Source organism: Neisseria sp. (assembly GCF_030523955.1).
In the GTDB taxonomy this organism is placed as follows: domain Bacteria; phylum Pseudomonadota; class Gammaproteobacteria; order Burkholderiales; family Neisseriaceae; genus Neisseria.
In genome coordinates this window covers 1-24,306 of the sequence record NZ_JAUNHL010000043.1, presented here as the reverse complement: position 1 = coordinate 24,306, position 24,306 = coordinate 1, and the positions used below count along the sequence as shown (strand labels likewise).

General features: G+C 52.6%; 20 protein-coding genes, 1 other RNA gene and 2 pseudogenes. 8 read left to right on the top strand and 15 right to left on the bottom strand.

Features of this window, described 5'->3' with window-relative positions; genetic code table 11:
* Positions 1-283 (bottom strand): 30S ribosomal protein S12 (gene rpsL / locus Q4C79_RS09555; RefSeq protein WP_303090790.1); only part of this gene is annotated, 283 nt, incomplete at its 3' end.
* 513 nt (positions 284-796) lie between these two features.
* On the opposite strand from rpsL, the gene ppc reads away from it, so the two are divergent.
* Positions 797-3,502, top strand: a complete 2,706-nt coding sequence (gene ppc / locus Q4C79_RS09550) for a phosphoenolpyruvate carboxylase (protein ID WP_303090789.1) — start codon at positions 797-799, stop codon at positions 3,500-3,502.
* Positions 3,503-4,110: 608 nt separating this feature from the next.
* The gene (locus Q4C79_RS09545; RefSeq protein WP_303090788.1) at positions 4,111-4,761 is read left to right on the top strand and encodes a phosphatase PAP2 family protein; all 651 of its coding nucleotides are present in this window, start codon (positions 4,111-4,113) and stop codon (positions 4,759-4,761) included.
* A 182-nt stretch (positions 4,762-4,943) separates the two neighbouring features.
* Here Q4C79_RS09545 and prmC read toward each other — a convergent pair whose 3' ends face one another.
* The 5 genes from prmC to Q4C79_RS09520 form a co-directional block, all read right to left on the bottom strand.
* Complete coding sequence (gene prmC, locus Q4C79_RS09540; RefSeq protein ID WP_303090787.1) at positions 4,944-5,768, bottom strand: peptide chain release factor N(5)-glutamine methyltransferase; 825 nt, start codon at positions 5,766-5,768, stop codon at positions 4,944-4,946.
* Between the two features lie 510 nt (positions 5,769-6,278).
* Complete coding sequence (gene mgtE / locus Q4C79_RS09535) at positions 6,279-7,718, bottom strand: magnesium transporter (RefSeq protein ID WP_303090786.1); 1,440 nt, start codon at positions 7,716-7,718, stop codon at positions 6,279-6,281.
* A 364-nt stretch (positions 7,719-8,082) separates the two neighbouring features.
* Positions 8,083-9,330 (bottom strand): beta-ketoacyl-ACP synthase II, encoded by a 1,248-nt coding sequence (gene fabF / locus Q4C79_RS09530; RefSeq protein WP_303090785.1) that lies wholly within the window; start codon positions 9,328-9,330, stop codon positions 8,083-8,085.
* 171 nt (positions 9,331-9,501) lie between these two features.
* Positions 9,502-9,738 (bottom strand): acyl carrier protein, encoded by a 237-nt coding sequence (gene acpP / locus Q4C79_RS09525; RefSeq protein WP_303090784.1) that lies wholly within the window; start codon positions 9,736-9,738, stop codon positions 9,502-9,504.
* Positions 9,739-9,994: 256 nt separating this feature from the next.
* Entirely contained in the window at positions 9,995-12,025 is a 2,031-nt protein-coding gene (locus Q4C79_RS09520) for a prolyl oligopeptidase family protein (RefSeq protein ID WP_303090783.1), read from the bottom strand.
* Positions 12,026-12,407: 382 nt separating this feature from the next.
* Here Q4C79_RS09520 and Q4C79_RS09515 point away from each other — a divergent pair, with 382 nt between their 5' ends.
* The 6 genes from Q4C79_RS09515 (at position 12,408) to Q4C79_RS09490 (ending at position 18,112) form a co-directional block, all read left to right on the top strand.
* Entirely contained in the window at positions 12,408-12,971 is a 564-nt protein-coding gene (locus Q4C79_RS09515) for a hypoxanthine-guanine phosphoribosyltransferase (protein ID WP_303090792.1), read from the top strand.
* Positions 12,972-13,061: 90 nt separating this feature from the next.
* A complete protein-coding gene (locus tag Q4C79_RS09510; protein ID WP_303090782.1) occupies positions 13,062-13,472 on the top strand; it encodes a PTS sugar transporter subunit IIA in 411 nt (136 codons plus the stop codon).
* A gap of 2 nt (positions 13,473-13,474) precedes the next feature.
* Positions 13,475-13,744, top strand: a complete 270-nt coding sequence (locus Q4C79_RS09505) for an HPr family phosphocarrier protein (protein WP_303090781.1) — start codon at positions 13,475-13,477, stop codon at positions 13,742-13,744.
* Between the two features lie 2 nt (positions 13,745-13,746).
* On the top strand, positions 13,747-15,528 hold the full coding sequence (ptsP, locus tag Q4C79_RS09500; RefSeq protein ID WP_303090780.1) for a phosphoenolpyruvate--protein phosphotransferase: 1,782 nt from the start codon (positions 13,747-13,749) through the stop codon (positions 15,526-15,528).
* 126 nt (positions 15,529-15,654) lie between these two features.
* The gene (locus Q4C79_RS09495; protein WP_303090779.1) at positions 15,655-16,269 is read left to right on the top strand and encodes a LemA family protein; all 615 of its coding nucleotides are present in this window, start codon (positions 15,655-15,657) and stop codon (positions 16,267-16,269) included.
* A gap of 28 nt (positions 16,270-16,297) precedes the next feature.
* A complete protein-coding gene (locus tag Q4C79_RS09490) occupies positions 16,298-18,112 on the top strand; it encodes a M48 family metallopeptidase (RefSeq protein ID WP_303090778.1) in 1,815 nt (604 codons plus the stop codon).
* A gap of 459 nt (positions 18,113-18,571) precedes the next feature.
* Here the strand turns inward: Q4C79_RS09490 and rpsI are convergent, their stop codons facing one another.
* The 9 genes and pseudogenes from rpsI to Q4C79_RS09445 all read right to left on the bottom strand — a co-directional run.
* Positions 18,572-18,964 carry a 30S ribosomal protein S9 gene (gene rpsI, locus Q4C79_RS09485; protein ID WP_303090777.1) on the bottom strand — a complete coding sequence of 131 codons (393 nt, stop codon included), beginning with the start codon at positions 18,962-18,964 and terminating at the stop codon, positions 18,572-18,574.
* Positions 18,965-18,973: 9 nt separating this feature from the next.
* Positions 18,974-19,402 (bottom strand): 50S ribosomal protein L13, encoded by a 429-nt coding sequence (gene rplM, locus Q4C79_RS09480; RefSeq protein ID WP_303090776.1) that lies wholly within the window; start codon positions 19,400-19,402, stop codon positions 18,974-18,976.
* 206 nt (positions 19,403-19,608) lie between these two features.
* A non-coding RNA gene (ssrS, locus tag Q4C79_RS09475) (6S RNA) lies at positions 19,609-19,789 on the bottom strand.
* A 14-nt stretch (positions 19,790-19,803) separates the two neighbouring features.
* A complete protein-coding gene (locus Q4C79_RS09470; protein ID WP_303090775.1) occupies positions 19,804-20,115 on the bottom strand; it encodes a cell division protein ZapA in 312 nt (103 codons plus the stop codon).
* On the bottom strand, positions 20,112-20,450 hold the full coding sequence (locus tag Q4C79_RS09465; protein WP_303090774.1) for a hypothetical protein: 339 nt from the start codon (positions 20,448-20,450) through the stop codon (positions 20,112-20,114). Before Q4C79_RS09465 ends, Q4C79_RS09470 begins: the two co-directional genes overlap by 4 nt.
* A gap of 76 nt (positions 20,451-20,526) precedes the next feature.
* A complete protein-coding gene (locus Q4C79_RS09460; RefSeq protein ID WP_303090773.1) occupies positions 20,527-21,516 on the bottom strand; it encodes an NAD(P)H-dependent glycerol-3-phosphate dehydrogenase in 990 nt (329 codons plus the stop codon).
* A 177-nt stretch (positions 21,517-21,693) separates the two neighbouring features.
* Positions 21,694-22,020 (bottom strand): annotated as a pseudogene (locus Q4C79_RS09455) (OmpA family protein); the annotation flags it as partial.
* Positions 22,021-22,086: 66 nt separating this feature from the next.
* Positions 22,087-22,518: pseudogene (locus Q4C79_RS09450) on the bottom strand (outer membrane protein assembly factor BamE); the annotation flags it as partial.
* 79 nt (positions 22,519-22,597) lie between these two features.
* Positions 22,598-24,306 (bottom strand): YadA-like family protein (locus Q4C79_RS09445; RefSeq protein ID WP_303090772.1); only part of this gene is annotated, 1,709 nt, incomplete at its 5' end.

The following is a 24,306-nucleotide window of genomic DNA, read 5'->3' as shown; positions in this document are numbered from 1 at the left end:
AACGTACACCCGGCAAGTCTTTTACACGACCGCCGCGAATCAGCACCACGCTGTGTTCTTGCAGGTTGTGGCCTTCACCGCCGATGTATGAAATCACTTCGAAGCCGTTGGTCAGGCGGACTTTACATACTTTACGCAATGCAGAGTTCGGTTTTTTCGGAGTAGTGGTGTACACGCGGGTACATACGCCGCGTTTTTGCGGGCATGCTTCCAGCGCAGGCACTTTGTTTACGTACACGGGCTTTTGACGGCCTTTGCGTACCAATTGGTTAATAGTAGGCATATTTTCTCGTCCTGTTGAGTGAATATTTACCGACACCATGCCGGCAAGAGCGGAATTATAACCGACTACTCACTGCATAGTCAATTGCACCGGCAGTTTTTGATTGTTTGACAAGGCATTACCATTGTTTACCCGAGAAAATCCCGTTTTCTTTTTCTGTTGGCAAGCCCGCTGGCAACCAATAGTGCTTCAAACATACCATATGCAAAAAACATGGCTTACATCGGCAAGGTATTTCACTTTCGATCAACACCCAGATTCATCAACAATTATTTCAACCGACAAAATCCGGCCACACTTTTTCAAATTTCATCGAAAAGATGTCAGGCGTAAACTTATTGAAGCTTACCAACCATAGCAAAAACACAAATATTTGTTTAGAATAAAAAAGAAAAATTAAGATATCAAAGATTTGACTACAAAACGCTACATCACTAAAAATACTTTCAGACAGGCATCACGTTATTACTTACACGCTCGATTTCATTCACTTGTTACTTTTAAGGAATAAATATGCGGTTCCAACACATTTCCGACCCCAAAGATTTACCGCTGGCTGAAGATGCGGAATTCCTGATTCAAGCATTGATTCATATTCTCGAACAAAGTACCACGCCACAAGTGAGCGAAATTATCAAACAGCTGCCGGAATGCTTGGACAGCACCCAACTCATCGCCGATGCCCTTCCTCATTTGAACGACAGGCAAACCCAAAACCTGATTTTGGCTTGCGGTTTGTTTGCCCAAGTATTGAATATCGCCGAAGATGTCCACCACCAGCGCCGTCGCGATTACCGCGCCGAAGCCAGCGATGTTCCGGAAGAAGGCAGTTTTGCCGCCTTTATGGAAAAACTGCACGCAGCCGCCATACCCGCAGCCGAATTGCAAAACGAATTAAACAAAACCACCATTGCCGCTGTATTGACCGCCCACCCGACCGAGGTTCAACGACAGGCCACATTAAGTTTCCACCGCCGTATCCGCTCACTATTGCAATTACGCTCGGCCTGCCACGACCAAAGAGAGCGCGACGAATTGCGTACCGAAATCGAAACGGTTCTGCTGTCACTGTGGCAGACCAGCGAAACCCGCCACTACAAGCTTTCGGTGGAAAGCGAAATCAACAACGGCGTATCCATCTTCCCCTTGAGCTTTTTTCAGGCACTGCCGGCGATGTACCGCAATATGCAGAAACAACTGGCACAGACTTACCCCGATCTGAAAGTGCCCAACTTTCTGCATATCGGCGGCTGGATTGGCGGCGACCGCGACGGCAACCCGTTTGTCACCGCCTCTACCTTGCGCCATGCTTTTACCCAACACGCCGATTCGGTGTTTCATTATTACCGCGCACAATTGAATGATTTATATGAAGACCTGCCGCTGTCTGTACGCCGGGTCAGCGTCAGCAATGCGGTACTCAATCTGGCCAACCGCTCGCCGGATACCGAAATAGCGCGCGAAGAAGAGCCTTACCGCCGCGCCATCGCCCTCATCAGCTCGCGCCTGATTGCCAAGGCACACCAACTGGGGTTGACGCTCGGTTGCTATTGGGGCATTTCAAAAGATCCTTATCCGGATGCTGATGCGTTTATTAAGGATTTGGAGACCCTGCGCCAATCTTTAAATGCAAACGGCAGCAAATTGCTGGCCGACGCCCGCTTGAGCGATTTGATCCGTGCCGCTTCGGTATTCCGCTTCTATCTGATGCCGCTGGATTTGCGCCAGCACGCCGACAAGCACGGGGCAGTAGTGGCCGAGTTGTTCCGGCATGCCGGCTTGGAAAACTATCCGGAATTGAGCGAGCAAGAAAAACAAGAAGTTTTATTGCGCGAACTGAAAACCCAGCGCCCGCTGTACAGCCCGTTTGTTACCTATTCCGACGAGAGCGAAAAAGAGCTGGCGATTTTCCAAGAAGCACGCAAAATCAAAGATGAATTCGGCGAACAGGCCATCACCCAAAGCATCATTTCGAATTGCGAACGCCCGAGCGACTTATTGGCACTGGCCTTGTTGCTAAAAGAAAGCGGCCTGCTTTCGGTAGAAAACGGCAAACCAAAAAGCCGCATCAACATCGTACCCTTATTCGAAACCATTGAAGCGCTGGAAAACGCCTGTCCGGTAATGGAAACCCTGTTTTCGCTGCCTTGGTATCAAGATTTATTGGCCAGTCGCGATCAGATTCAGGAAATCATGCTGGGCTATTCCGACAGCAACAAAGACGGCGGCTATGTAACCAGCATCTGGAGCCTGTATCAGGCAGAACGGCGCTTGGTTGAGCTATTCCGCAAACACCGTGTACGCCTGCGCCTGTTCCACGGCCGGGGCGGCAGTGTCGGCCGCGGCGGCGGCCCTGCCTATCAAGCGATTTTGGCACAGCCGGCAGGCAGCGTAGCCGGTCAGATCCGGATTACCGAACAGGGCGAAGTCATCACCGCCAAATACGCCGATCCGGGCAACGCACGCCGCAATCTGGAAACCCTGGTGGCCGCTACGCTGGAGAGCAGCCTATTGCCGCACGAAGAGAACGAACCGGATGCCGACTTGATGCAGGCCTTATCCGATCATGCTTTCGCCCACTACCGTGAGCTGATTACCCATCCCGATTTTATCGATTATTTCCTGCAAACCAGCCCGATACACGAAATCGCTTCCTTGAATCTCGGCAGCCGTCCGGCCAGCCGGAAAACACTGGCGCGCATTCAAGACTTACGTGCGATTCCGTGGGTATTCTCGTGGACGCAAAACCGCTTGGTACTGCCGGTATGGTACGGCTTCGGCACTGCGGTGGAAGAATTGTCGAAAGATCCTGAAAAACTGCAAGCTTTACAGGAGCATGCGCAGAACAACGCGTTTTTCCGCGCCATGCTTTCTAATATGGAACAAGCCATGGCCAAGAGCGATTTGAATATCGCCGAGGCCTATGTAGAGCTCAGCAGCCAGCCCGAGCAAGCTTATCCGCTGTTTGCCATTATCAAGGCAGAGTATCTGCGCAGCATGAACGCGCTGAAATCCCTGTTGCAAACCGATACCTTGTTGCGCGACAACCGCAGCCTTGCCCGCTCGCTGGCCTTGCGGATTCCTTACCTCAACGCATTGAACAGCCTGCAAATCGCCCTGCTCAAAGAGCTGCGCTTGGCACCCGACAACCAAGTGATTCTGAAAATGGTGCACCTTACCATCAATGGTATCGCCCAAGGCCTGCGCAATACCGGTTAAGGCTTGTCTATCCAACCGCTGCCCGCCCGCCGGCGGGCAGTATTTATTTAAACTGCCGCCGCCGGCCAAGCCATATAGCGGATTTAATTACTTCGATACTAGGGTCTGTCGACAATTAACCGGCGAAGCGGTTTTTTGAGGCAAAAACCGCGTATGCCAGGCAAAAAGCATAGCAAGGTTGAACACCTTGCGAGCATTTTTAACGCCGCAGACGGGGATTTTTGACCAAAAACACCGCCGTTGCGTTAATTGTCGACAGACCCTAGGCAGCAAGCCGCAGACAGTACAAGTAGTACGGAACCGATTATGTTGTCGCTTTAGCGGCTTACAAAATCGTTCTCTTTGAGCTAAGGCGCAGCAACGCTGTAGCGAAAGTTAAGTGAATCCGCTATAAACAGCGGATTCACGATAAACGGTTGCTTCAATGTTTCAAACAGGCATTTCCAAAATTAACCGTGCCGGCAACATGCATATCAGCATGTAAAGTTTTGCACTATATTCGCAGCTTGCCTTGAACATGATGCAAGTTTTAACCGTGTCGAACAAACTTTACCAAATTTACCTGTATATTCTCCCGTGATTTTTTCAGACAGGCCTTAATTTCACGCATGAAGATTCTATCTTTGATACCCGCACCGCGCCGTTTACTGATACTGTTTGCCAGCGTCATACTCCCGCTTCTCATAGCCGGCAACATTGCCGAAGACTTGTTGGAACACGAACGCTTTACCTTCGAACAGCCGCTGATGATGTGGCTGCACCAACACACCACGCCGCTGATGATACAAGCCTCATTGGTGCTGAACGTCATCGGCAAAATGCCTTATGCCGCCCTGTTCGCCCTGCTGCTGGCCGGCTGGCAATGGCATCGGCACCGCGCCTCGCGCGCCGTCTTTATCCTGCTCGGTACCTTGCTTTCCGCCAGCATCATGTCGGTAGCCAAATACTTTTTCAACCGGCCGCGCCCGCAGTTTTGGCCGCGCATTGCCGAAGCCGCCCACACCTCGTTTCCCAGCGGCCACAGCACCTACGCCGCCACCTTGGCCACGCTGATCATCATCCTCTATTGGCACACGCCGCAACGCTGGCCGCTAACCGCCGCCGCCCTGCTGTTTGCCTTTTGCATGGGCCTCTCCCGCATTATCCTCGGCGTGCATTACCCTACCGACGTGGTGGTTGGCTGGATTACCGGCAGCGTTACCGTGATTCTGTTGCAGCAAGTGATGCGGCGCGATTGGTCGCAACGTAAACTTTCCTGACAAAATCCATCTGCCGAAAACTTTCAGACAGGCATATGCCTGTCTGAAAGTTTTGGCGGCCCGGCAAAGCTTATAGCGGATTTAATTACTTCGATACAAGGCAGCAAGCCGCAGACAGTACAAGTAGTACGACAAGGCGCAGCAACGCCGTAGCGAAAGTTAAGTTAATTCGCTATAGCGGATTAACCGCCCGGCCAACGCCCCATGCTCAATCTATCCAAACCGGCCAGATCCTGTTCGGTGGCTACCTCGGCAAAACCGTTATCCAGCAAAATTTTCCTGACCGCTTCCCCTTGGTTCCAACCGTGCTCCATCAACAGCCAACCGTTTGCCTGCAAACGCTCTCTTCCGCCGGCGGCCAGCACGCGAATGGCGCTGAGGCCGTCGGCAAAATCGGTCAGTGCACCGGCCGGCTCGAAACGCAAATCACCTTGCGCCAAGTGCGGATCGTCTGCCTCGATATAAGGCGGATTGGAAACGATGATGTCCAGCAGCCCGGTTTGTTCGGGCGCAAACGCCTGATACCACGAGCCGCAGGCAAAACGCACGTTGGCACCGAGTGTTGCAGCATTACGCCCGGCCACGGCCAATGCATCTTTGCTGATGTCGCTGGCAAATACCGCCGCATCCGGCCGCTCGCAAGCCAACGTAACCGCCACCGCACCGCTGCCGGTACCCAAGTCCCATACCTTACCCTCGCGCGGCATACGCGCCAACACCGCTTCCACCAGATGCTCGGTTTCCGGCCGCGGAATCAAGGTGGCCGGTGTGGTAGCGAACGATCGGCCGTAAAACTCGCGCTTGCCGAGAATATAAGCCATCGGCTCGCCGGCCAAACGACGCGCCAATAATTGTTGCCATTGCGCCGCTTGGTTTTCAGACAGGCATTCGTTGCCGCACATCAGCAAGGCGGCATGATCATAACCGCTCACCGCTTGCAACAGCATCCGCGCCTCCAGCCGTGGCAGACCGCTGTGACGCAGCAAGTGGTCTATGGTGTGTTTCATATCAACCAATCTGGTTTCCTATTGATTTTGAGAAATGTTATAGCGGATTTAATTACTTCGATACAAGACAGCAAGCCTCAGACAGTACAAATAGTACGACAAGGCGCAGCAACGACGTAGCGAAAGTTAAGTTAATCCGCTATATTTCTGATAACGCATGAAAAAAGCGGGATGTACACCCGCTCTACCTATCGTGAATTCACTTACTGGAACCGCTCCGTTATGCCCGGGCTTAACCCGAATATGACATGGATATTTTCTTCGGTTTATTGGCTATATGGCGGATTTAATTAACTTTCGATACAAGGCAGCAAGCCGAAGACAGTACAAGTAGTACGGAACCGATTCTGTTGCCGCTTTAGCGGCTTACAAAATCGTTCTCTTTGAGCTAAGGCGCAGCAACGACGTAGCGAAAGTTAAGTTAATCCGCTATATGGGGTATACAACCGGTTTTCAGACAGGCATTGGCATATAGAACCGATGCAAACCGTATCGCTTTGTCCGGTTTCACTATAACAAGAATATCGTTGCCAAACCGAGAAAGATCAGAAAACCGCCGGAATCGGTTACCGCCGTAATCAGCACCGAGCTGCCCAGCGCCGGGTCGCGGCCGAATTTTTCCATTAACACCGGAATCAGCACGCCGACGGTAGCGGCCAGCAACAGATTCAGCGTCATCGCCGCCACCATCACCAAGCCGATGCCGAGATTGCCGTACAGCAGCCACGACACTGCGCCCATCACCGTCCCCCAAATCACGCCGTTTACCAGCGCCACGCCCACTTCTTTTTTCAGCAGACGCCCGGCCTGCATATCGGAAAGCTGCCCCATCGCCATCGCCCGCACAATCATGGTGATGGTCTGGTTGCCCGAATTGCCGCCGATACCGGCCACAATCGGCATCAGCGCCGCCAGCGCCACGATTTTCTCAATGCTGCCCTCAAACGCGCCGATCACACGGCTGGCCACAAAGGCGGTACACAAATTCACCGCCAGCCACACCCAACGGTTGCGCACCGAATGCCAGATCGGCGCAAACAAATCCTCTTCCTCTTGCAAACCGGCCATATTCAACATATCCGCTTCGCTTTCTTCGCGGATCACGTCGACCATTTCATCAACGGTAATCCGGCCGATCAGGCGCTTGTCTTCGTCGATCACCGGCGCAGTAACCAAATCGTAACGCTCGAATGCCTGCGCCGCCTCTTCCACATTATCAGTGGGCCGGAAGCGCACCACATCGGTAGCCATCACATGGTCGACCAACTCTTCCGGATCGGAAACCAACAGCGTACGAATCGGCAACACACCGATTAACACATCGTTTTCATCAATCACGAAAATCTTGTCGGTATGATCCGGCAGGCTCTCGAAACGGCGCAGGTAACGCAATACCACTTCGCAACTCACATCGGCGCGCACGCTCACCAACTCGAAATCCATCACCGCGCCGACCTGATCGTCTTCATAAGACATCGCCGCCTGCACTTGCGCACGCTCTTCTTCGTCACGCGTTTGCAAAGCCTCGGCAATCACATTCTGCGGCAAATCGTCGGCCAAGTCCGCCAGATCGTCGGCATCCATGTCTTCCACGGCGGCCAACAGCTCTTCCTTGTCCATACTCTCGATCAAGGTTTCGCGTACCGCATCGGAAACTTCCAGCAAAACGTCGCCGTCGTCTTCCGGCACCCCCAGTTTCCACACGATTACCCGCTCTTTGGGCGGCAGCGATTCGAGCAGCGTCGCCATATCGGCCGGATGCAACTCGTGAAGAATCGCCATCAGCTCAACTAGTTTCTGATTAAGCGCTTCGTCGCCCAGCGGTTCATTATGCTGAATCTGGCCGAAAACCGGCAGCAAATCGTCGGCCAGCTGATGCACGCGCTCGATATCGAGCGGCAGCCGTTCCAAGTCGCTTTGGGTAATTTCGTTGAAGTTTTCTTGGATCATAAATACTCCCCGCGCCTGCTATTGCGCGCGGGCAATATTCAGACGGGAATCAGGTGTTGAGGATATGCAATCGAGATAAGGAAAATATCGAACTGTGACTGTCCATAATGGTTGCCGGTATTTTTTTCCACGGGATTGAGTTGAAAAACGGCTGGTATTTTACCACACTCCGCCCGTCCGGTCTGCCTTTAGCCGGTAAGATGTTGGCAAACCAATATGACAATTTGACTAACAAAAGGATGAGCCGCCCCGGATATCCTATTCCAAGGTACCCGGCTGGAAATGCCTGTCTGAAAGCCTGAAAACAAAATGCCTGCCTGAAAACTTTTCAGACAGGCATTTTCCGCATTACAAGCCTAAACGCTTATTCTTCGAAACGTTTGAACACCAGCGTACCGTTGGTTCCGCCAAAGCCGAACGAATTGGACACCGCCGCACGAATATTCATTTCACGCGCTTGGTTGGCGCAATAATCCAAATCACAACCGCCTTCGATGTCTTGCTCAAACAGGTTGATGGTCGGCGGCGACACTTGGTTTTTCACCGCCAACACGCTGTATACCGCTTCCACACCGCCGGCTGCACCCAACAGATGGCCGGTCATCGATTTAGTCGAATTCACCACCAATTTGTTGGCATGTTCGCCGAACACCAGTTTCAACGCATTGGTTTCGTTGGCATCGCCAAGCGGGGTAGAAGTACCGTGTGCGTTCACATAATCGATATCGTCAACATTCAAGCCGGCATCGGCCAATGCACGTTTTACCGCCAAAGCCGGGCCTTCGGCATTAGGCGCAGTGATGTGGTAGGCATCGGAGCTCATGCCGAAACCGGCCAATTCCGCATAAATCTTGGCGCCGCGTTTTTTCGCGTGTTCCAACTCTTCCAAAACCAAAATACCGGCGCCTTCGCCCATCACGAAGCCGTCGCGGCCTTTGTCCCACGGGCGCGAAGCGGTGGCCGGATCGTCGTTGCGGGTAGACAGCGCCTTCATCGCTGCAAAACCGCCCATACCGAGCATACACACCGCACCTTCGGCACCGCCGGCAATCATCACATCCGCATCGCCGTATTTGATCATGCGTGCGGAGTCGCCGATAGAATGCGCACCGGTGGTACAGGCCGACACCATGCCGAAACTCGGACCTTTATAACCTTTCAAAATGGTTACGTGGCCGGCGATCATATTAATCAGCGAGCCGGGGATAAAGAAGGGATTGATCTTGCGTACGCCGCCTTCCTGAACGGCAATACCGGTCGCTTCGATACTGGGCAAACCGCCGATGCCGGCACCGATATTCACGCCGACACGCTCTTTATCCAAATCAGGCGCATCGTCCAAACCCGCATCGGCAATCGCTTGCAGGGAAGCGGCTATACCGTAGTGGATGAAGTTATCCATACGGCGCGCTTCTTTAGCGCTGATGTATTCGCCAATATCAAACCCGCGTACTTCGCCGGCAATCTGGCTGTTTAACTCCGAGGCGTCAAAACGGGTAACCATACCGATGCCGCTGCGTCCGTTCAATAAGTTATCCCAAGCTGTTGCCACATCATTGCCGACCGGCGATATTTGCCCCAAGCCGGTAATAACCACTCTTCTCTGACTCATAATATGATCTCGCTTTGCCACACCATCCGAATGATACCTCGCAAAGACAAGGCGGCAGACGGGCTGTTGTCCAATCTTATCGGTAAAATGCTGTTTGGTTTGCAATCAAAAACCCCCGTGTGCAGGCCCAACCCGCGCACAGGGGCTTTTTGGTTTGTTTAAACCAGACAATTAGCCGTTGTGAGCGTTGATGTAATCGATTGCCAATTGTACGGTAGTGATTTTTTCTGCATCTTCATCAGGAATTTCGCAGCCGAAAGCTTCTTCCAAAGCCATTACCAGCTCAACGGTATCCAAAGAGTCTGCGCCCAAATCGTCTTGAAATGAAGATTCGTTTTTAACTTCGGCTTCGCTAACGCCCAGTTGCTCAGCAACGATTTTCTTCACTTGTTGTTCGATATTTGACATGTCGGTTCGTCCTTAATTTGCCTTGCGGCGTGGTTAATTAAATTGATTCAGCAGGTAATTGTACCGAATCTATTTAGAGTTTGCCATCTAATATTGATTAGATACACCTGGGCGGTGTTATTGAGGGATTAGGCGGCATACTAGCATAGGCTTATTTTGGCTGACAAGTGGACTTTGCAAATCGCGGGTAAGCGATTGTAAAAACTTCATTTATCTCCCGAAAAAACACAGCAGATAGCCGCCGCTTGGCTGATTTTCACTTCATTTCAGCGGATTTTCTGTCTTTTTCAGACAGGCATTCCCGCAAAAAACTCAGTACCAGCGCCATTTCGGCTGCGGTTTCGTCTTGCGTACCATTACCGGTATGCCCGCCCTGTTCCGGTGCATACAGCCAGCTTTGCGGCGAATATTCGCGCAATCGTGCATAAAACTTCAAGGCATGAGCCGGATGAACGCGGTCATCGCTCAGGCTGGTGGTGATGAGCGCCGGCGGATAATGGTTCTGCTTGCCCAATTGGTGGTAGGGCGACAAGTCTGCCAAGTAATCGCGCATGGCTTCGTCTTGCGGATCGCCGTATTCGTCTATCCAACTGGCGCCGGCGGATAATCGGGTGTAGCCCAGCATATCGGTTAGCGGCACCTCGCACACCAACGCCCCCATACTGTACGGTTCGCGCACAAAAGCCGAAGCGCTTACCAAGCCGCCATTACTGCCTCCTTGAACGGCGATATGCGGCGGCGAACTCAAGCCGCGTTCGGCCAAGTCGCGCAGCACCGCCAACAAGTCGTCCACGCTTTTATGCTTGTTGCGCCCTTGCGCGGCACGGTGCCAGTATTTGAACTCACCGCCGCCGCGCACATTGGCCAACACGAAAGCATGGCCTTCCGCCAGCCAATGCCGGCCGATACTGCCCAGATAATGCGGCAGCTCGGCCACGCCAAAGCCGCCGTAAACGTAAACCAACGTCGGCGTATGCCGGCCGCCGGGGCGTCCGACATGAAAATAAGGCACCTCCACACCGTCGGCCGATTTTGCCCAAAACTGTTGCACGGCTATGCCCGAAGCATCGAACTGTTTGGGCTGGCGGCGCAATACGCTCAACTCGTTTACCTGTAAATCCAGCGCAAACAGTGTCAGCGGGGTAACAAAATCGCTGGCGGCCAGATACAGCACATCGCCACCCCAAGGCTGGTCGGCTATCTCCAGCGCGCCGTGCGGCAATTCGGGAACCGCTTGCGGCTGCCAAACACCATCCTGCCACTTCCACGCCATCAGCCTGCCGGAAACCTTGTCTAAAATACCGGCTACAATAAAGCGCTTGGTGGTTTCCACACTCTCAACCGCCTGCATTTCACCCGGCTCAAACAGCAAGTGCGCCTCTCCCAACACGCCTTTATTCAACTTCACCGCCAGCAGCGAGCCGGCCGGATAAATCCGGTTCGCCCTCTGCCAACTACTGCGCAACTGAACCAACAGCTGGCCGGCCAGATAGCCGACCACATCGCAATCGTCCGGCAAGCCCAAGGCGATTGTCTGACCGTCGGCCAAAACTTGCAGATATTCTTTGGTAAAAAAACCGCTGGCCGATTCAATCAAATCAATCGGCGCGCCTTGGCCGTCGAGATAGCGCCAAGCATTCACCATCACGCCTTCGGGCGCCATACGGTAAACCGGCAAGCCTTCGGAGAATGTCTGGCCGCGTTGCAACAGCCATACTTCGCAGGGATAGCCGGACACGCTCAGCTGCCGCTCGTCCCAAGCCGGGCACACCCACACGCTGTTTTCATCGCGCCATGCAATGTGATTTTTGCCGGGCGGAAAATGAAAACCGCCCTCTACCAAGGAACCGCTGCCCAAATCGAATTCCAGCGTATAAGCCGCATCGCCGCCGGCCACGCTCAAGCTCAGTAATACCCGCAGCGGTTGTTCCACATAATGGGAAACGCCGTCCAGATACACGTCGTCGCCCAGAATTTCATCAAAATCGGCCACGCTGAACAACACTTGCCAATCGGGCATGCCGGCACGGTAAGAGGCGGCGGAACAAACGCGGTATACACCTTTGGGATATTCCGCACTTTGATGGAAGTGATACATCCGCGCACGGTGTTCCTGGCAAAACGGAATCTGCCGCTCGTCGCGCAACTGCGCCGCGATATCGTCGCGCAAAGCCTGATAACGGGCAGAGCCGGCAAAGCGTGCCTGCGTTTCGGCATGCGCTTCAGCCGCAAACCTGCGTACTTCGGGCGTATCGATCGCCTCTAAATCACGATAAACGTCTTGCATAAATGCCTGTCTGAAAAAATCAGTGATTATAACCTCTTATTTTCAAAATCATACAGCCGGCACTTGTTTCGCAGACTACCGTCCAAATCATTTCAGACAGGCATTCGTAAAAGCCTGCACATCAGAGAACACCTTTTCCCGGCATTGGGCCGATATATTTAAGTTAAGCCACTTACTTGGCAACCATTTCGCGTCATATTTTCCGTCCTAACCCGAACACCTTGTTTTCTCAAAAGACCGAACAAATATTCCAGCCACCCCCCCAAGCGAAACAGAAGGCAAACTTTCGATAATGCCTTCCGCATTTTGCAAAGAACTTCCCTTGTATCGAAAACGAATAGTATTGGCTATAATACGCTTTCCTTTTCCCTCAAAGGGCAACATCATGGACATCGATACCAAACGCCAATCCACCCAAGCCCTGCTCGATAGCGCGGAGCTGCTGTTTACCGAATCCGAATGCCGTGCCGCTTTGCAGCAGGTTGCCGACGCCATCACCCGCGACTTGGGCGACAAATATCCGCTGCTGCTGCCCGTAATGGGCGGCGCCGTCGTCTTTACCGGCCAGCTGTTACCGCTGTTGCGCTTTCCGCTCGACTTCGATTACGTCCATGTTTCCCGTTACGGCGACAAACTCGAAGGCGGCAATTTCAACTGGTTACGTATGCCCAAACCCGAGCAAATCGAAGGCCGCCACGTCGTGATTCTCGACGACATCCTCGACGAAGGCCATACCATGGCCGCCATCCGCGAAAAACTGCTGGAAATGGGCGCCGCCAGCTGTCGGGCAGCCGTGTTCGCCAACAAATTAATCGACAAAGAAAAGCCCGTTTACGGCGACTACATCGGCCTGAACGTACCCAACCGCTACGTATTCGGCTTCGGTATGGACGCTGCCGGCTGCTGGCGCAATCTGGGTGAAATTTACGCGCTCAAACAACATTAAAAAAAGCAAATATAAATACAAAGCGGCAACCCTCGGCAACCGCTTTCAGACAGGCCTATGCCTGTCTGAAAACAAACCAAGGACACTACCATGATAGGCATTATCATCGTTACCCACGAATCGCTAGGCAACGCCTACCGCAGCCTCGCCCAGCATTTTTTCCCCGACCCACCCGAAAGCGTGATGCTGCTCGGCGTCGAGCGTACCGAAGACCACGAAGACATCATCCGACACGTTCTCACCATGATCGAAGAAGCCGACCACGGCCACGGCGTATTGGTTCTCACCGACATTTTCGGCGCTACGCCCTGCAACGCCGCCCGCAAACTGGTGGTTCCCGGCAAAGTCGCCATGCTCACCGGCCTCAACGCCCCCATGATGATTAAAGCCGTACAATATTCATCCACCTCCACCGACCTGCTCGCGTTTACCGAATGCGTGCGTAAAGCCGCCGTCGACGGCATCATCGCCATCACCAATCCGCCCGAAGAAAGCTGCTGACCATGCTCAAGCAAGAAGTCGAAATCATCAACAAACTCGGCCTGCACGCCCGCGCCTCCAGCAAATTCACCCAAACCGCCTCCGGCTTTACATGCGAAGTATGGGTTACCCGCAAAGATAAACGCGTCAACGGCAAAAGCATCATGGGATTGATGATGCTGGCCGCATCCAAAGGCAGCACCATCGAATTGGAAACCGACGGCGTCGACGAAGCGGAAGCCATGCAAGCGCTGCTCGCACTGATTAACGATTATTTCGGCGAAGGGGAATAGACATGAGCATCGTGTTGCACGGCGTATCCGCAGGGAAAGGCATCGCCATCGGTCGTGCCCACCTGATTGTGCGCGGCTTCGATGAAGTGCCGCAACGCAATCTGGCAGCCGAGGAAGTCGCGGTAGAAACCGAACGCTTCGAAGCCGCCATCAAAGCCACCCGCCGCCAACTCGAACAATTGCGCAACAGCATTCCCGAAAACGCTCCTACCGAATTGGGCGCCTTTATTTCGCTGCACCTGATGCTGCTCACCGACGTCACCCTATCGCGCGAACCGGTAGACATCATCGAGGATCAGCGCATCAATGCCGAATGGGCATTAAAAATCCAAACCGAGCGCCTGAGCGAACAGTTCGATGCCATCGATGACGAATACCTGCGCGAGCGCAAGCAAGATATGCTGCAAGTTGCCGAACGCATCCACAACAACCTGATCGGGCTGAGCAATCCGTTCAAAATCAGCAGTGATCTCTTGAACGACACCATCATCATCGCCCACGACTTATCGCCTGCCGATACCGTACACTTCCGCGACCAGCAAATCACCGGTTTCGTTACCGATGCCGGCGGCCCCACCAGCCACACCGCCATTCTCGGCCGCAGCCTCGATATCCCCTCCGTTATCGGCTTGCGCCAAGCGCGCCATTTAATCAGCGAAGACGAATGGGTGATCGTCGATGGCAGCAACGGCGTGCTGATTATCAACCCGGATGACATCGTACTGGCTGAATACCGCCGCAAACTGCGCGAATTCCGCAGCAAAAAACGCGAACTCAACAAGCTGAAAGACACGGCCGCCACCACACAAGACGGCATCAACATCGAATTGCTGGCCAATATCGAATCGGCGGAAGACATCAAAACCCTCAATAAAGCCGGTGCCGACGGCGTCGGCCTGTTCCGCAGCGAATACCTCTATCTCAACCGCGATTCCCTTCCCTCGGAAGACGAGCAATTTGCCGTTTACAGCGAAATCGTCAAAAAGCTCAAAGGCAAACCACTCACCATCCGCACCGCCGATTTGGGAGTCGACAAAAACCCGCGCTGGTTCGGCCAAAACGGCTCCATCAACGGCTGCACCAATCCGGCGCTCGGCCTCACCGGCATCCGGCTGAGCCTGGCCGAGCCGCTGATGTTCCGCACCCAAATGCGCGCCATTCTGCGCGCCGCCCAATATGGCCCGGTCAACATGATGTGGCCGATGATTACCTCGGTCGATGAGCTCAAACAATGCCGTATCCACTTCGAAACCGCCCAACGGCAACTCACCGAGCGCAACGAACCTTTCGGCCTGCCGAAAATCGGCTGCATGATTGAAATTCCCTCCGCCGCGCTGACCGTATCGGTTTTACTCAAACTTACCGATTTCATCTCAATCGGCACCAACGACCTCATCCAATATACCTTATCGGTCGACCGCTCCGACGATGCCGTCAGCTATCTGTACCAACCTGCACATCCTGCTGTACTCAATCTGCTGTTCCATATCATCCGTACCGCCAACCGTATGGGAAAACCTGTTTCCATCTGCGGCGAGATGGCGGGCGACACCCATTACACCCGGTTGTTACTGAGCATGGGGTTGCGCCGTTTTTCCATGAATCCCGCCAATCTGCTGGCGGTAAAAGATGTCATCATCCACAGCCACATCAACCGGCTGGAAGATGAGTTACCAAAAATCATCCGCAACGACGATCCGGAAAAATCCGAGAGACTGCTCAAGCAGCTCAACGAAATCGTCCACCATACGGATACCGCCTTAAAAAGCATGCCGGCCGACTAAGCCTTCGTCTGCGGCATCACGTTTTGCTTACTGCCATTTCACTGATAAGACTGAGGATATATTAGATCACCATCGATTCTGCTATACTACCGCCACCCGATAAAAATTAATAATACGAGGAAAACAATGAAAAATTTCATAGTCTTTTTGGCATTCGCCGGCTTGTTTGTGGTGCTACCCGTTTTTATCTATAACCGCCTGATACGGGCGCGCAACGAATACCGCAATGCTTTCGCCCAAATCCAAGTACAACTCAAACGCCGCCACGACTTGATCCCCAATTTGGTTACAACCGTTGAGGCCTATCTGAAACACGAAAAGCATACCCTCGAAGCCGTTACCCAAGCACGCAACCATGCCGCAAGCTTACTGCAGACGGCCGCAGCCCAGCCAGACAACGCATCCGGCATCCTGTCGTTCACCGCAGGCGAGCAGCAGCTTACCTCTGCGCTGCGCAACCTGAATATTGCAATCGAAGCCTATCCAGAATTGCATGCCGAACAAGCGATAAGGGATTTGCACGAAGAGCTGGCCGGTGTCGAAAACCGGGTGGCCTTTGCCCGGCAAGCGTACAACGATGCGGTTATGGAATACAACAATGCCCGCGAAACCTTCCCGGCTTCGCTGTTTGCCGACTTTTTCGGCCACAAACACAATGCGGCTTTACTGGAATTTGACGACCACACCGCCATCCAGCAGGCGCCGCGTATCAGCCTGAACCACTCCGGCCCATCGCACTGACACCGCCCGGCAACCAGGGGAAAATCGAATGCGTTTTCGCCAACACCAAATCCGCGCCCGCCGTATCAGCATGCATCTGCTCTGGCTATATGTCTTGGCCGTTATCACCATCGCCCTATCAACAGCCGCAGCAACCGCCTTCCTCAGCTCGCTCTATCCCGCCCTGCAAGGCGCAAACTCAGGCATAGGCATACACAAACCGGTATTTGCCACCGTATTCATACTGGTCATCGCATTGATTACCGGTGCAGGCTGGTGGCGTTTGCGCCAATTATCGGCTGGCGGCCACATTGTGGCCGAAGCATTGGGCGGGCAACGGCTTATCCGCAAACACTCCCCTTTTACCCAACGCCGACTGCTCAATGTAGTAGAAGAAATGGCCATTGCCTCCGGCGTACGGCTGCCCAAAGTCTACCTGTTGCCTGATGCCAGTCTGAACGCTTTTGCTGCCGGCATGAACCAACGCGATGCCGTTATCGGCATCACACAAGGTGCACTGGATGCATTCGACCGCAATGAATTACAAGCCGTAGTGGCACATGAATTCAGTCATATCCTCAACGGCGATATGCGCCGCAATATGCAATTGTGCGGCTGCCTATACGGTTTACAGATGATCACCAGTCTGGGCCGCCTGTTTTTAGACGGCGACGGCCTCACCTCCAAAAGCCGCGATAGTTTCCGCCTTCCCACCGCCCTGTTTGGCGCCATATTACTGTGCCTGGGCTTTACCGGCTCACTGGCCGCCAGCTGGATACAAGCCGCCATCAGCCGCCAGCGCGAATATCTGGCCGACGCCTCTGCCGTCCAATTTACCCGCCAAAGCGACGGCTTAGCCGGTGCCCTCTACAAAGTCGCCACCGCACCCGACCGTCGTCTGCGCTCGCCACACGCCGCCGAATACGCGCACTTTATGTTCGAAGGCATACACGAAACCGATATTTTCGACAAACTGGCCGCCACCCATCCGGACATCCATTCCCGCATCGCTCGTCTCAACCCGGTTAAAGCCCGCCGCTGGGAAGCAGATATCCGTCTGGCACAAAGCCGGAAATTCGAATTTTACGCCCTATCTTCCGCCGGCTATTTTTCAGACAGGCATGGCACCGGCAACGCCGCCACCGATAAACATTCCCCGATTCGCGGCCGACAATTTGCCGCCATTTTGCAAAGCATCCACCCCGATCTTCAGCAACGCACAGAAATTTTGCTGCGGCAGCATCCGCGGCATTGGCTGAGCGCCGAGGGCGATAACGAACGCCTGCTGGTGGTATTAACCGTTTTAATCTCACCACCCGCCGCCCTGAATGGTACCGTGCAACAATGGCAAATTACCCATCCCTTGCGGCTTGCCTATTACCGCCGTCTGCAACAACACCCTTTGCCGCCGGCGCTACACCGCACACTGCTGGAATATCTGCTGCCCTCCGTTGCCGCACTGCCCGAACAGGAACGGCAAAACCTAAAAACCGAATTAGACCGGTTATTAGAGCACCATACGCTCGATGCCTCGCAGACCTTAGCATGGCTGACGGTGAATGCCTGTCTGAAAAATACCGGCGAACCTACCGACTCCATCGAAAAATATGCTCACGCCACCCTATTGGAAAACATACAAACATGGATAACCCAACAAGGTAAATTGGATGGCAGTACTCGGCAAAAACTCTCCTGCGCCCTATCCGCCTTTGCCGGCCTACCCCGCCGAGAACGCACTCTTTTACTGGGAAACATGCTGGCGAAGTTAACCGCCGCACCACCCCCGCAAAATGAATGGCAAATACAAGCGACGGCAGTCTTACAACTGTATATCCAAGCGGTAGCCGTTTCTTCCACCAAATGACATATGCCCTACCCGAGCTTAACTTAAACAGGATATGAATATCAAATATCAGGCCTGTCTGAAAATATTTTCAGACAGGCCTATATAGCGGATTCACACATTTTCGATACAAGGCAGCAAGGCGCAGACAGTACAAGTAGTACGGCAAGGCGCAGTAACGCCGTAGCGAAAGTTAAGTTAATCCGCTATATATAGTGAATTAACTTTAACAACTGTTCCTTCATATTCAGACTTGATCTGACTCTTAAATTTCAGCCTATTGGGGATACTCAAATCAACCGCGAGTATGACATGCGTGCTTCATTATTCAGTGGATTGATTATGTGTCAAATTCCGGTAAAGCTTGCGAATTTTGCACAGCCCCGTTCTGGGAATATATCTCACCTCTATCTTGCACTACCAAAAAACAAAAATCCCCACCGAAGCAGGGATTTTGATAAACATTCCTTGTCGCAACAATTAACGTTTAGAGAACTGTTTAGCACGGCGTGCTTTGCGCAGACCAGGTTTTTTACGCTCAACTTCGCGCGCATCGCGAGTAACAAAGCCAGCTTGAGACAAAGTCGGTTTCAAAGCGGCATCATAATCGATCAACGCGCGGGTGATACCGTGACGGATAGCACCTGATTGGCCGGTTTCACCACCGCCGATTACGTTTACTTTGATATCGAACGCTTCTGCGTTTTCAGTCAGCACCAAAGGCTGACGAACCACCATGCGGCTGGTTTCACGCGCAAAAAACTCATCAACCGGACGACCGTTTACAATAATCTGGCCGCTGCCTTTTTGCAGGAATACACGAGCCACTGAACTTTTGCGGCGGCCTGTGCCGTAGTAATATTTACCGTTCATGTCGTGTCCTTAGATTTCCAAAACTTTGGGTTGTTGTGCAGCGTGTTGATGCTCGGCACCGGCGTACACTTTCAATTTCTTAATCATGGCGTAGCCCAAAGGACCTTTGGGCAACATGCCTTTAACGGCTTTTTCCAAAGCGCGACCCGGAAATTCGTTTTGCATTTCGCGGAAGGTACGCTCGTAAATACCGCCCGGATAACCGGAGTGGCGGTAGTATTTTTTATCTTCCAGTTTGGCACCGGTAACACGCAGTTTGTCGGCATTGATGACAATGATGTAATCGCCGGTATCAACGTGAGGGGTGTATTCTGGCTTGTGTTTGCCACGCAAACGGCTGGCGACTTCGGCTGCTACGCGACCCAGAACTTTGTCTTCGGCATCGATAACAAACCATTCACGCTTCACCTCATGCGGTTTTGCTGAAAAGGTTTTCATGAGGAATAATCCAAATAAATATATAGAAAGCTACCGATTTTAAAGACGAATTGTCTTTCTGTCAATTCTATTGAAAGTCAGCGTAGTCATTTACAGCGAGAGATAAGGAAAATGTTGTTTTTCAGGCCTTACCAGACATCCTGCTACGCAATCAAACTACTAATGTAAAAACCAACGGTTGTCAAAAACAACCGCTGGTTTGAAAGGGATTCCCCGCTCGTGCCGTTTCGGCTCAATCCGCTTGAACCTTGTCAGACAAGGCGGTCACCTCGGGCAGTTTCGGGTGCATTCAAATAAAGAACGCTCGCGCCCACTACACTCCCGGCAACCTTAAGCGAACGTATTGGTTCAAAGGAATATATGCCTTCTCGAACACTGCAGGGAAAAAAAGAAATTCTAGGTTACGGCTTCTCTACCGATGCCTTTGCCAATGCTTGCTCGCATACCGTTACCATGTCATTTATTTTACGCTCAAATTCACCGATTGCCAAACCGTTTTGCATGGTCATTTTCAATAAATCGTGTACGACATTGAGCGCGGCCATAATCAAAATTTTATCACTTTCAACAATCTTTCCAGCCTCTTTCACAGCGGCGATTTTTTGATTCAGTAATTCAATCGCTTGAACCAATGTTTCTTTTTCTTCTTCCGGCGTGCCAATTTTAAACTGGCGCGACATAATATCTACGCTAACTTGTACGATTTCGCTCATTCTTGCTCACCTTCCCTGCGTCGTTCGGCCGGCAGGCGTGCCAACATATTACGGATTTGGCTGGCATTTTGCTCCAGCTGGCTGCGATATTGCTGATTTTCAGCCAAAAGGCTGTCTATTTTAGTCTGCAAGTCATTTTTCAACTTGGTCACCTGTACCAGAAGAGCTTCGCTCAATTCATCTATAGCCACCTGATGCTGTTGTTCTGTCCGCTCTTGTGTTTCTTTCAGACTGCGTATTTCATCCTGCAGGCGGCGATTTTCCCCCAGCTGGGTTTCGAATTTCTGAGCCAGCAGATACACTGTTGCCTCCAGTTTGTCTAAAGCTTGATTCATAATCTTCTCAAAATAATTCTATATCAAATACTTAAGGAGGCGAAAACTCGGCCTCCGTTTCAGACAGGCCTCCGGCTTATTCGGATTTAGCTTCGCGCATCATCAAGCGTTCCATCACTTCTTCTACCGGCAACTCTTTGCGTACTAGCTGATACAGTATTTGCGTAATCGGCATATCGATTTGATAGCGGCAAGCTGCTTCAAATACTTCATCGATAGTGGGTACGCCTTCGGCCACATGTCCGATTTCACGCAAGACTTGGTGCAATTCTTTGCCCTCTGCCAAACCTAAACCGACTTTACGGTTACGCGACAATGCACCGGTACAGGTCAAAATCAGATCGCCGATCCCGGCCAATCCCATCAGAGTTTTCGGCTGGGCACCCATAGCTACGGCCAAACGGGTAATTTCGGCCAAACCTCGTGTTACCAAAGCCGCCCGTGCATTCAAGCCGTATTCCAAGCCGTCGGACAAGCCGGTTGCAATTGCCATTACGTTCTTCACTGCACCGCCGACGGCAACGCCGATAATATCGGTATTGGCATACAGGCGCATAACGGGCGTATTCAGCTCTTGAACCATTTCATTGATCCATGGCTCGTTTTCCGAAGCCAACACCACTGCGCAAGGCAGTTGTTTTGCCAACTCTTGTGCAAAACTCGGGCCGGAAAGTACACCGATTTTTTCATTATCGGGCAGAACTTCCTTAACCACTTGGAAGGTCAACAAACCGGTATCCAATTCAAAGCCTTTGCAGGCGGTTACCACCGGCAGGTGACCTGCACCATGCTGTTTCAACAACTCTACGCTATCACGCAAACCTGCTACCGAGGTTACCACCATAACCAGTTCGCTGCCTTCCAATGCAGCGTCCAAATCACTATGTGCGGTAAGACTATCCGGCAATTTGAAACCGGGCAAATAGCGTTTGTTTTCGCGCTCAGCCTGCATAGCAGACAAATGCTCAGCATTTCTCGCCCACATGGCTACTTGATGATTGTGTAACGCAAAATGAATGGCCAGAGCAGTACCCCATGCACCGGCGCCGATAATTGTAATTTTCATAGTCTTGTATACCTAGCAAAAATTTGCCTAACTTTAAAACAAAGCAGCCCGACAAGCAAGTGCGGCGCGTTTGTTCACGTGCTACCGCGTTTTGTTAATATGCTTCAAGGTGGACAGCATAAAGCTGTCCACCTTGAAGCATTCAGTTACACGAACACGTTCTCATTGATTTGTCATTTAAAGCTTACCCGAACCATCCACTTCGATATCTACACGGCGGTTGGGTTGCAAGCACTCAATCAAAGCTTGGCGCGACAAGCTATCGCTGCATTGTTGTACCGGATTGCTCTCGCCGCGGCCTTCGGCACTGATTACGCCGGCAGGTACGCCGCGATTCACCAAATAACGGCGCACGGTTTCGGCACGACGTTCAGACAGGCCTTGGTTGTAGGTTTCATTGCCCAAGCGGTCGGTATAGCCGATGATGCGGATAGCGTTCAGTTGATCAAATTTTTTAACTTTATCTGCAAACTCATCCAGCTTTGCCTTACCGGCTGAATTCATGTCGCCGTCCCCGCTTTTATCAAAGGAAAACAGCGCATCGGCTTCAATACTCACCCGCTGGGTTGCCGGAGCCGGTTTACTTGGTGGACAAACAGTATCTGCCGGATCCACTGCTTTCCAGTGGAAGCTACGGGCAAATTTATCGAGATCGTAAATAATCTTGAATTGGCAAGTGGTTACGTCATTGGTACCTTGGCCCGGGGTATGAAAATGAAATACATAGTCCCACTCGCGTACGGCGAACATACCTTCATTGAAGTGCGGGCGTCCCAGCAACTTATAAAATTGGTCTTTGGTCATACCTGCTTTAATCTGCGCCAATTCATCGGCAGTTGGGAAAGTGCCCATCTTGTTAGCAAAAGAAGGAGAAATGCGGTTAACTTCTGGGAAAACAGGATGATCGGTAGTGCCGTCCGGTTTAACATCGCTCTTGGTTGCACAAGCAGACAATACGGCGGCCAACATCAATACTGCACCTGATTGCATGATTTTTTTCATAGTATTTATTTCCTTTTATATTATAGAGCTTGGTTTTCAGACAGGCTTTTCATAGAAATGCCTGTCTGAAACAACGGGTTTACCATTGATAACCTACACCTGCGGTTGCACCATACTGACCACGGGAGTTACCGGTAGCCGTACCTTTGATGATCCAGTTGCCGTTATCGGAAATACCAGAGTAGCCGACAGCGTAACCTTGCTCACCTCGGTAAGTACTGCCAGCGACGGCCATCATATTTTTACCGGGCAGATAAGCCTGCGGCAGACCGGCCACGGCCATTGCGGCAGCGGTACCCGCTTTGGCGTCGGCCTCGATAGTGTCCATCCGCTTGTTCAACTGACCGCCGATATTCACTACCGCATTTCCCAGATTATTGATAGCCTGGTTAGTTTGGTAGAGCTGGCCGCCATTAACCGCATCTTTGCTGTTCTCGGCAATCTCACCGTCCGCCACATTGGTTATCTTCTGACCACCTGCATTCACACCACCCGTCGTCATACTCGGGCCGTTGGCAATACTTACGCCATCATTATTGATCACGGTATTGCCCGCCGTTACGCTGTCAACCGTCAGGTCTTTGGCCGTGGCAACGGTGTAGTTGGTGCTGCCGTCGGCATTGGTACTCGGCGTCACCACCATATTGTCACCGGCCGTTACCGTAGTTTTCGCCTGAACGGCAGCTTGGTTAACCGCACTGATGGCATCGTTGATGTTGTTGGCACCGGTACCGCCGACATTGGTCATGCTCACCGTACCGTCGGGATTAACCCCGGCATTGCCGCCGAATACATTGGCTACGCTGTTAGCAGTGTTGTACAACTGGCCGCCGTTTACCGCATCGGTGCTGCCGGAAGCGACGTCACCGGCCGCAACGTTGCTGACTTTCTTACCGTTGGCATTCAAACCGGCATCGGAAATGTAGGTGTTGCCGCCGACATTCACGCCCGAGTCATTCAATACCACCTGATTGGCACCGCTACCGGCGGTAACGCTGTCGAAGCTTGCGTCTTTGGCCGTGGCAACGGTGTAGTTGGTGCTGCCGTCGGCATTGGTACTCGGCGTCACCACCATATTGTCACCGGCCGTTACCGTAGTTTTCGCCTGAACGGCAGCTTGGTTAACCGCACTGATGGCATCGTTGATGTTGTTGGCACCGGTACCGCCGACATTGGTCATGCTCACCGTACCGTCGGGATTAACCCCGGCATTGCCGCCGAATACATTGGCTACGCTGTTAGCAGTGTTGTACAACTGGCCGCCGTTTACCGCATCGGTGCTGCCGGAAGCGACGTCACCGGCCGCAACGTTGCTGACTTTCTTACCGTTGGCATTCAAACCGGCATCGGAAATGTAGGTGTTGCCGCCGACATTCACGCCCGAGTCATTCAATACCACCTGATTGGCACCGCTACCGGCGGTAACGCTGTCGAAGCTTACGTCTTTGGCAGTGGCGACGGTATAAGTCGTGCTGCCGTCGGCGTTTTGCGCTTCCGTTACCTCGATATTCTGACCGGCCGCCACTTTATTGGCTGCCGCTGCTGCTGCTGCGTTCAGTTGCGACATGTTTACCGCGTCGTTGTCGGCTACGCCGTTGGCGACGCCGGAAATCACGTTGCCGCCATTGTTCAGACCGCTTTCAGACAGGCTGACCGGATTGCCGTTAGCCGGAGTGATGGTGAGGCCGTTGCCGCCCAAGTTGGTGACGTTGCCCGCCGCATCGGTAAATTCGGCCGAGGTCAGACCGGTCAGTTCTTTGGCCAGTTTGATGTCCAGCGTGCCGTTGC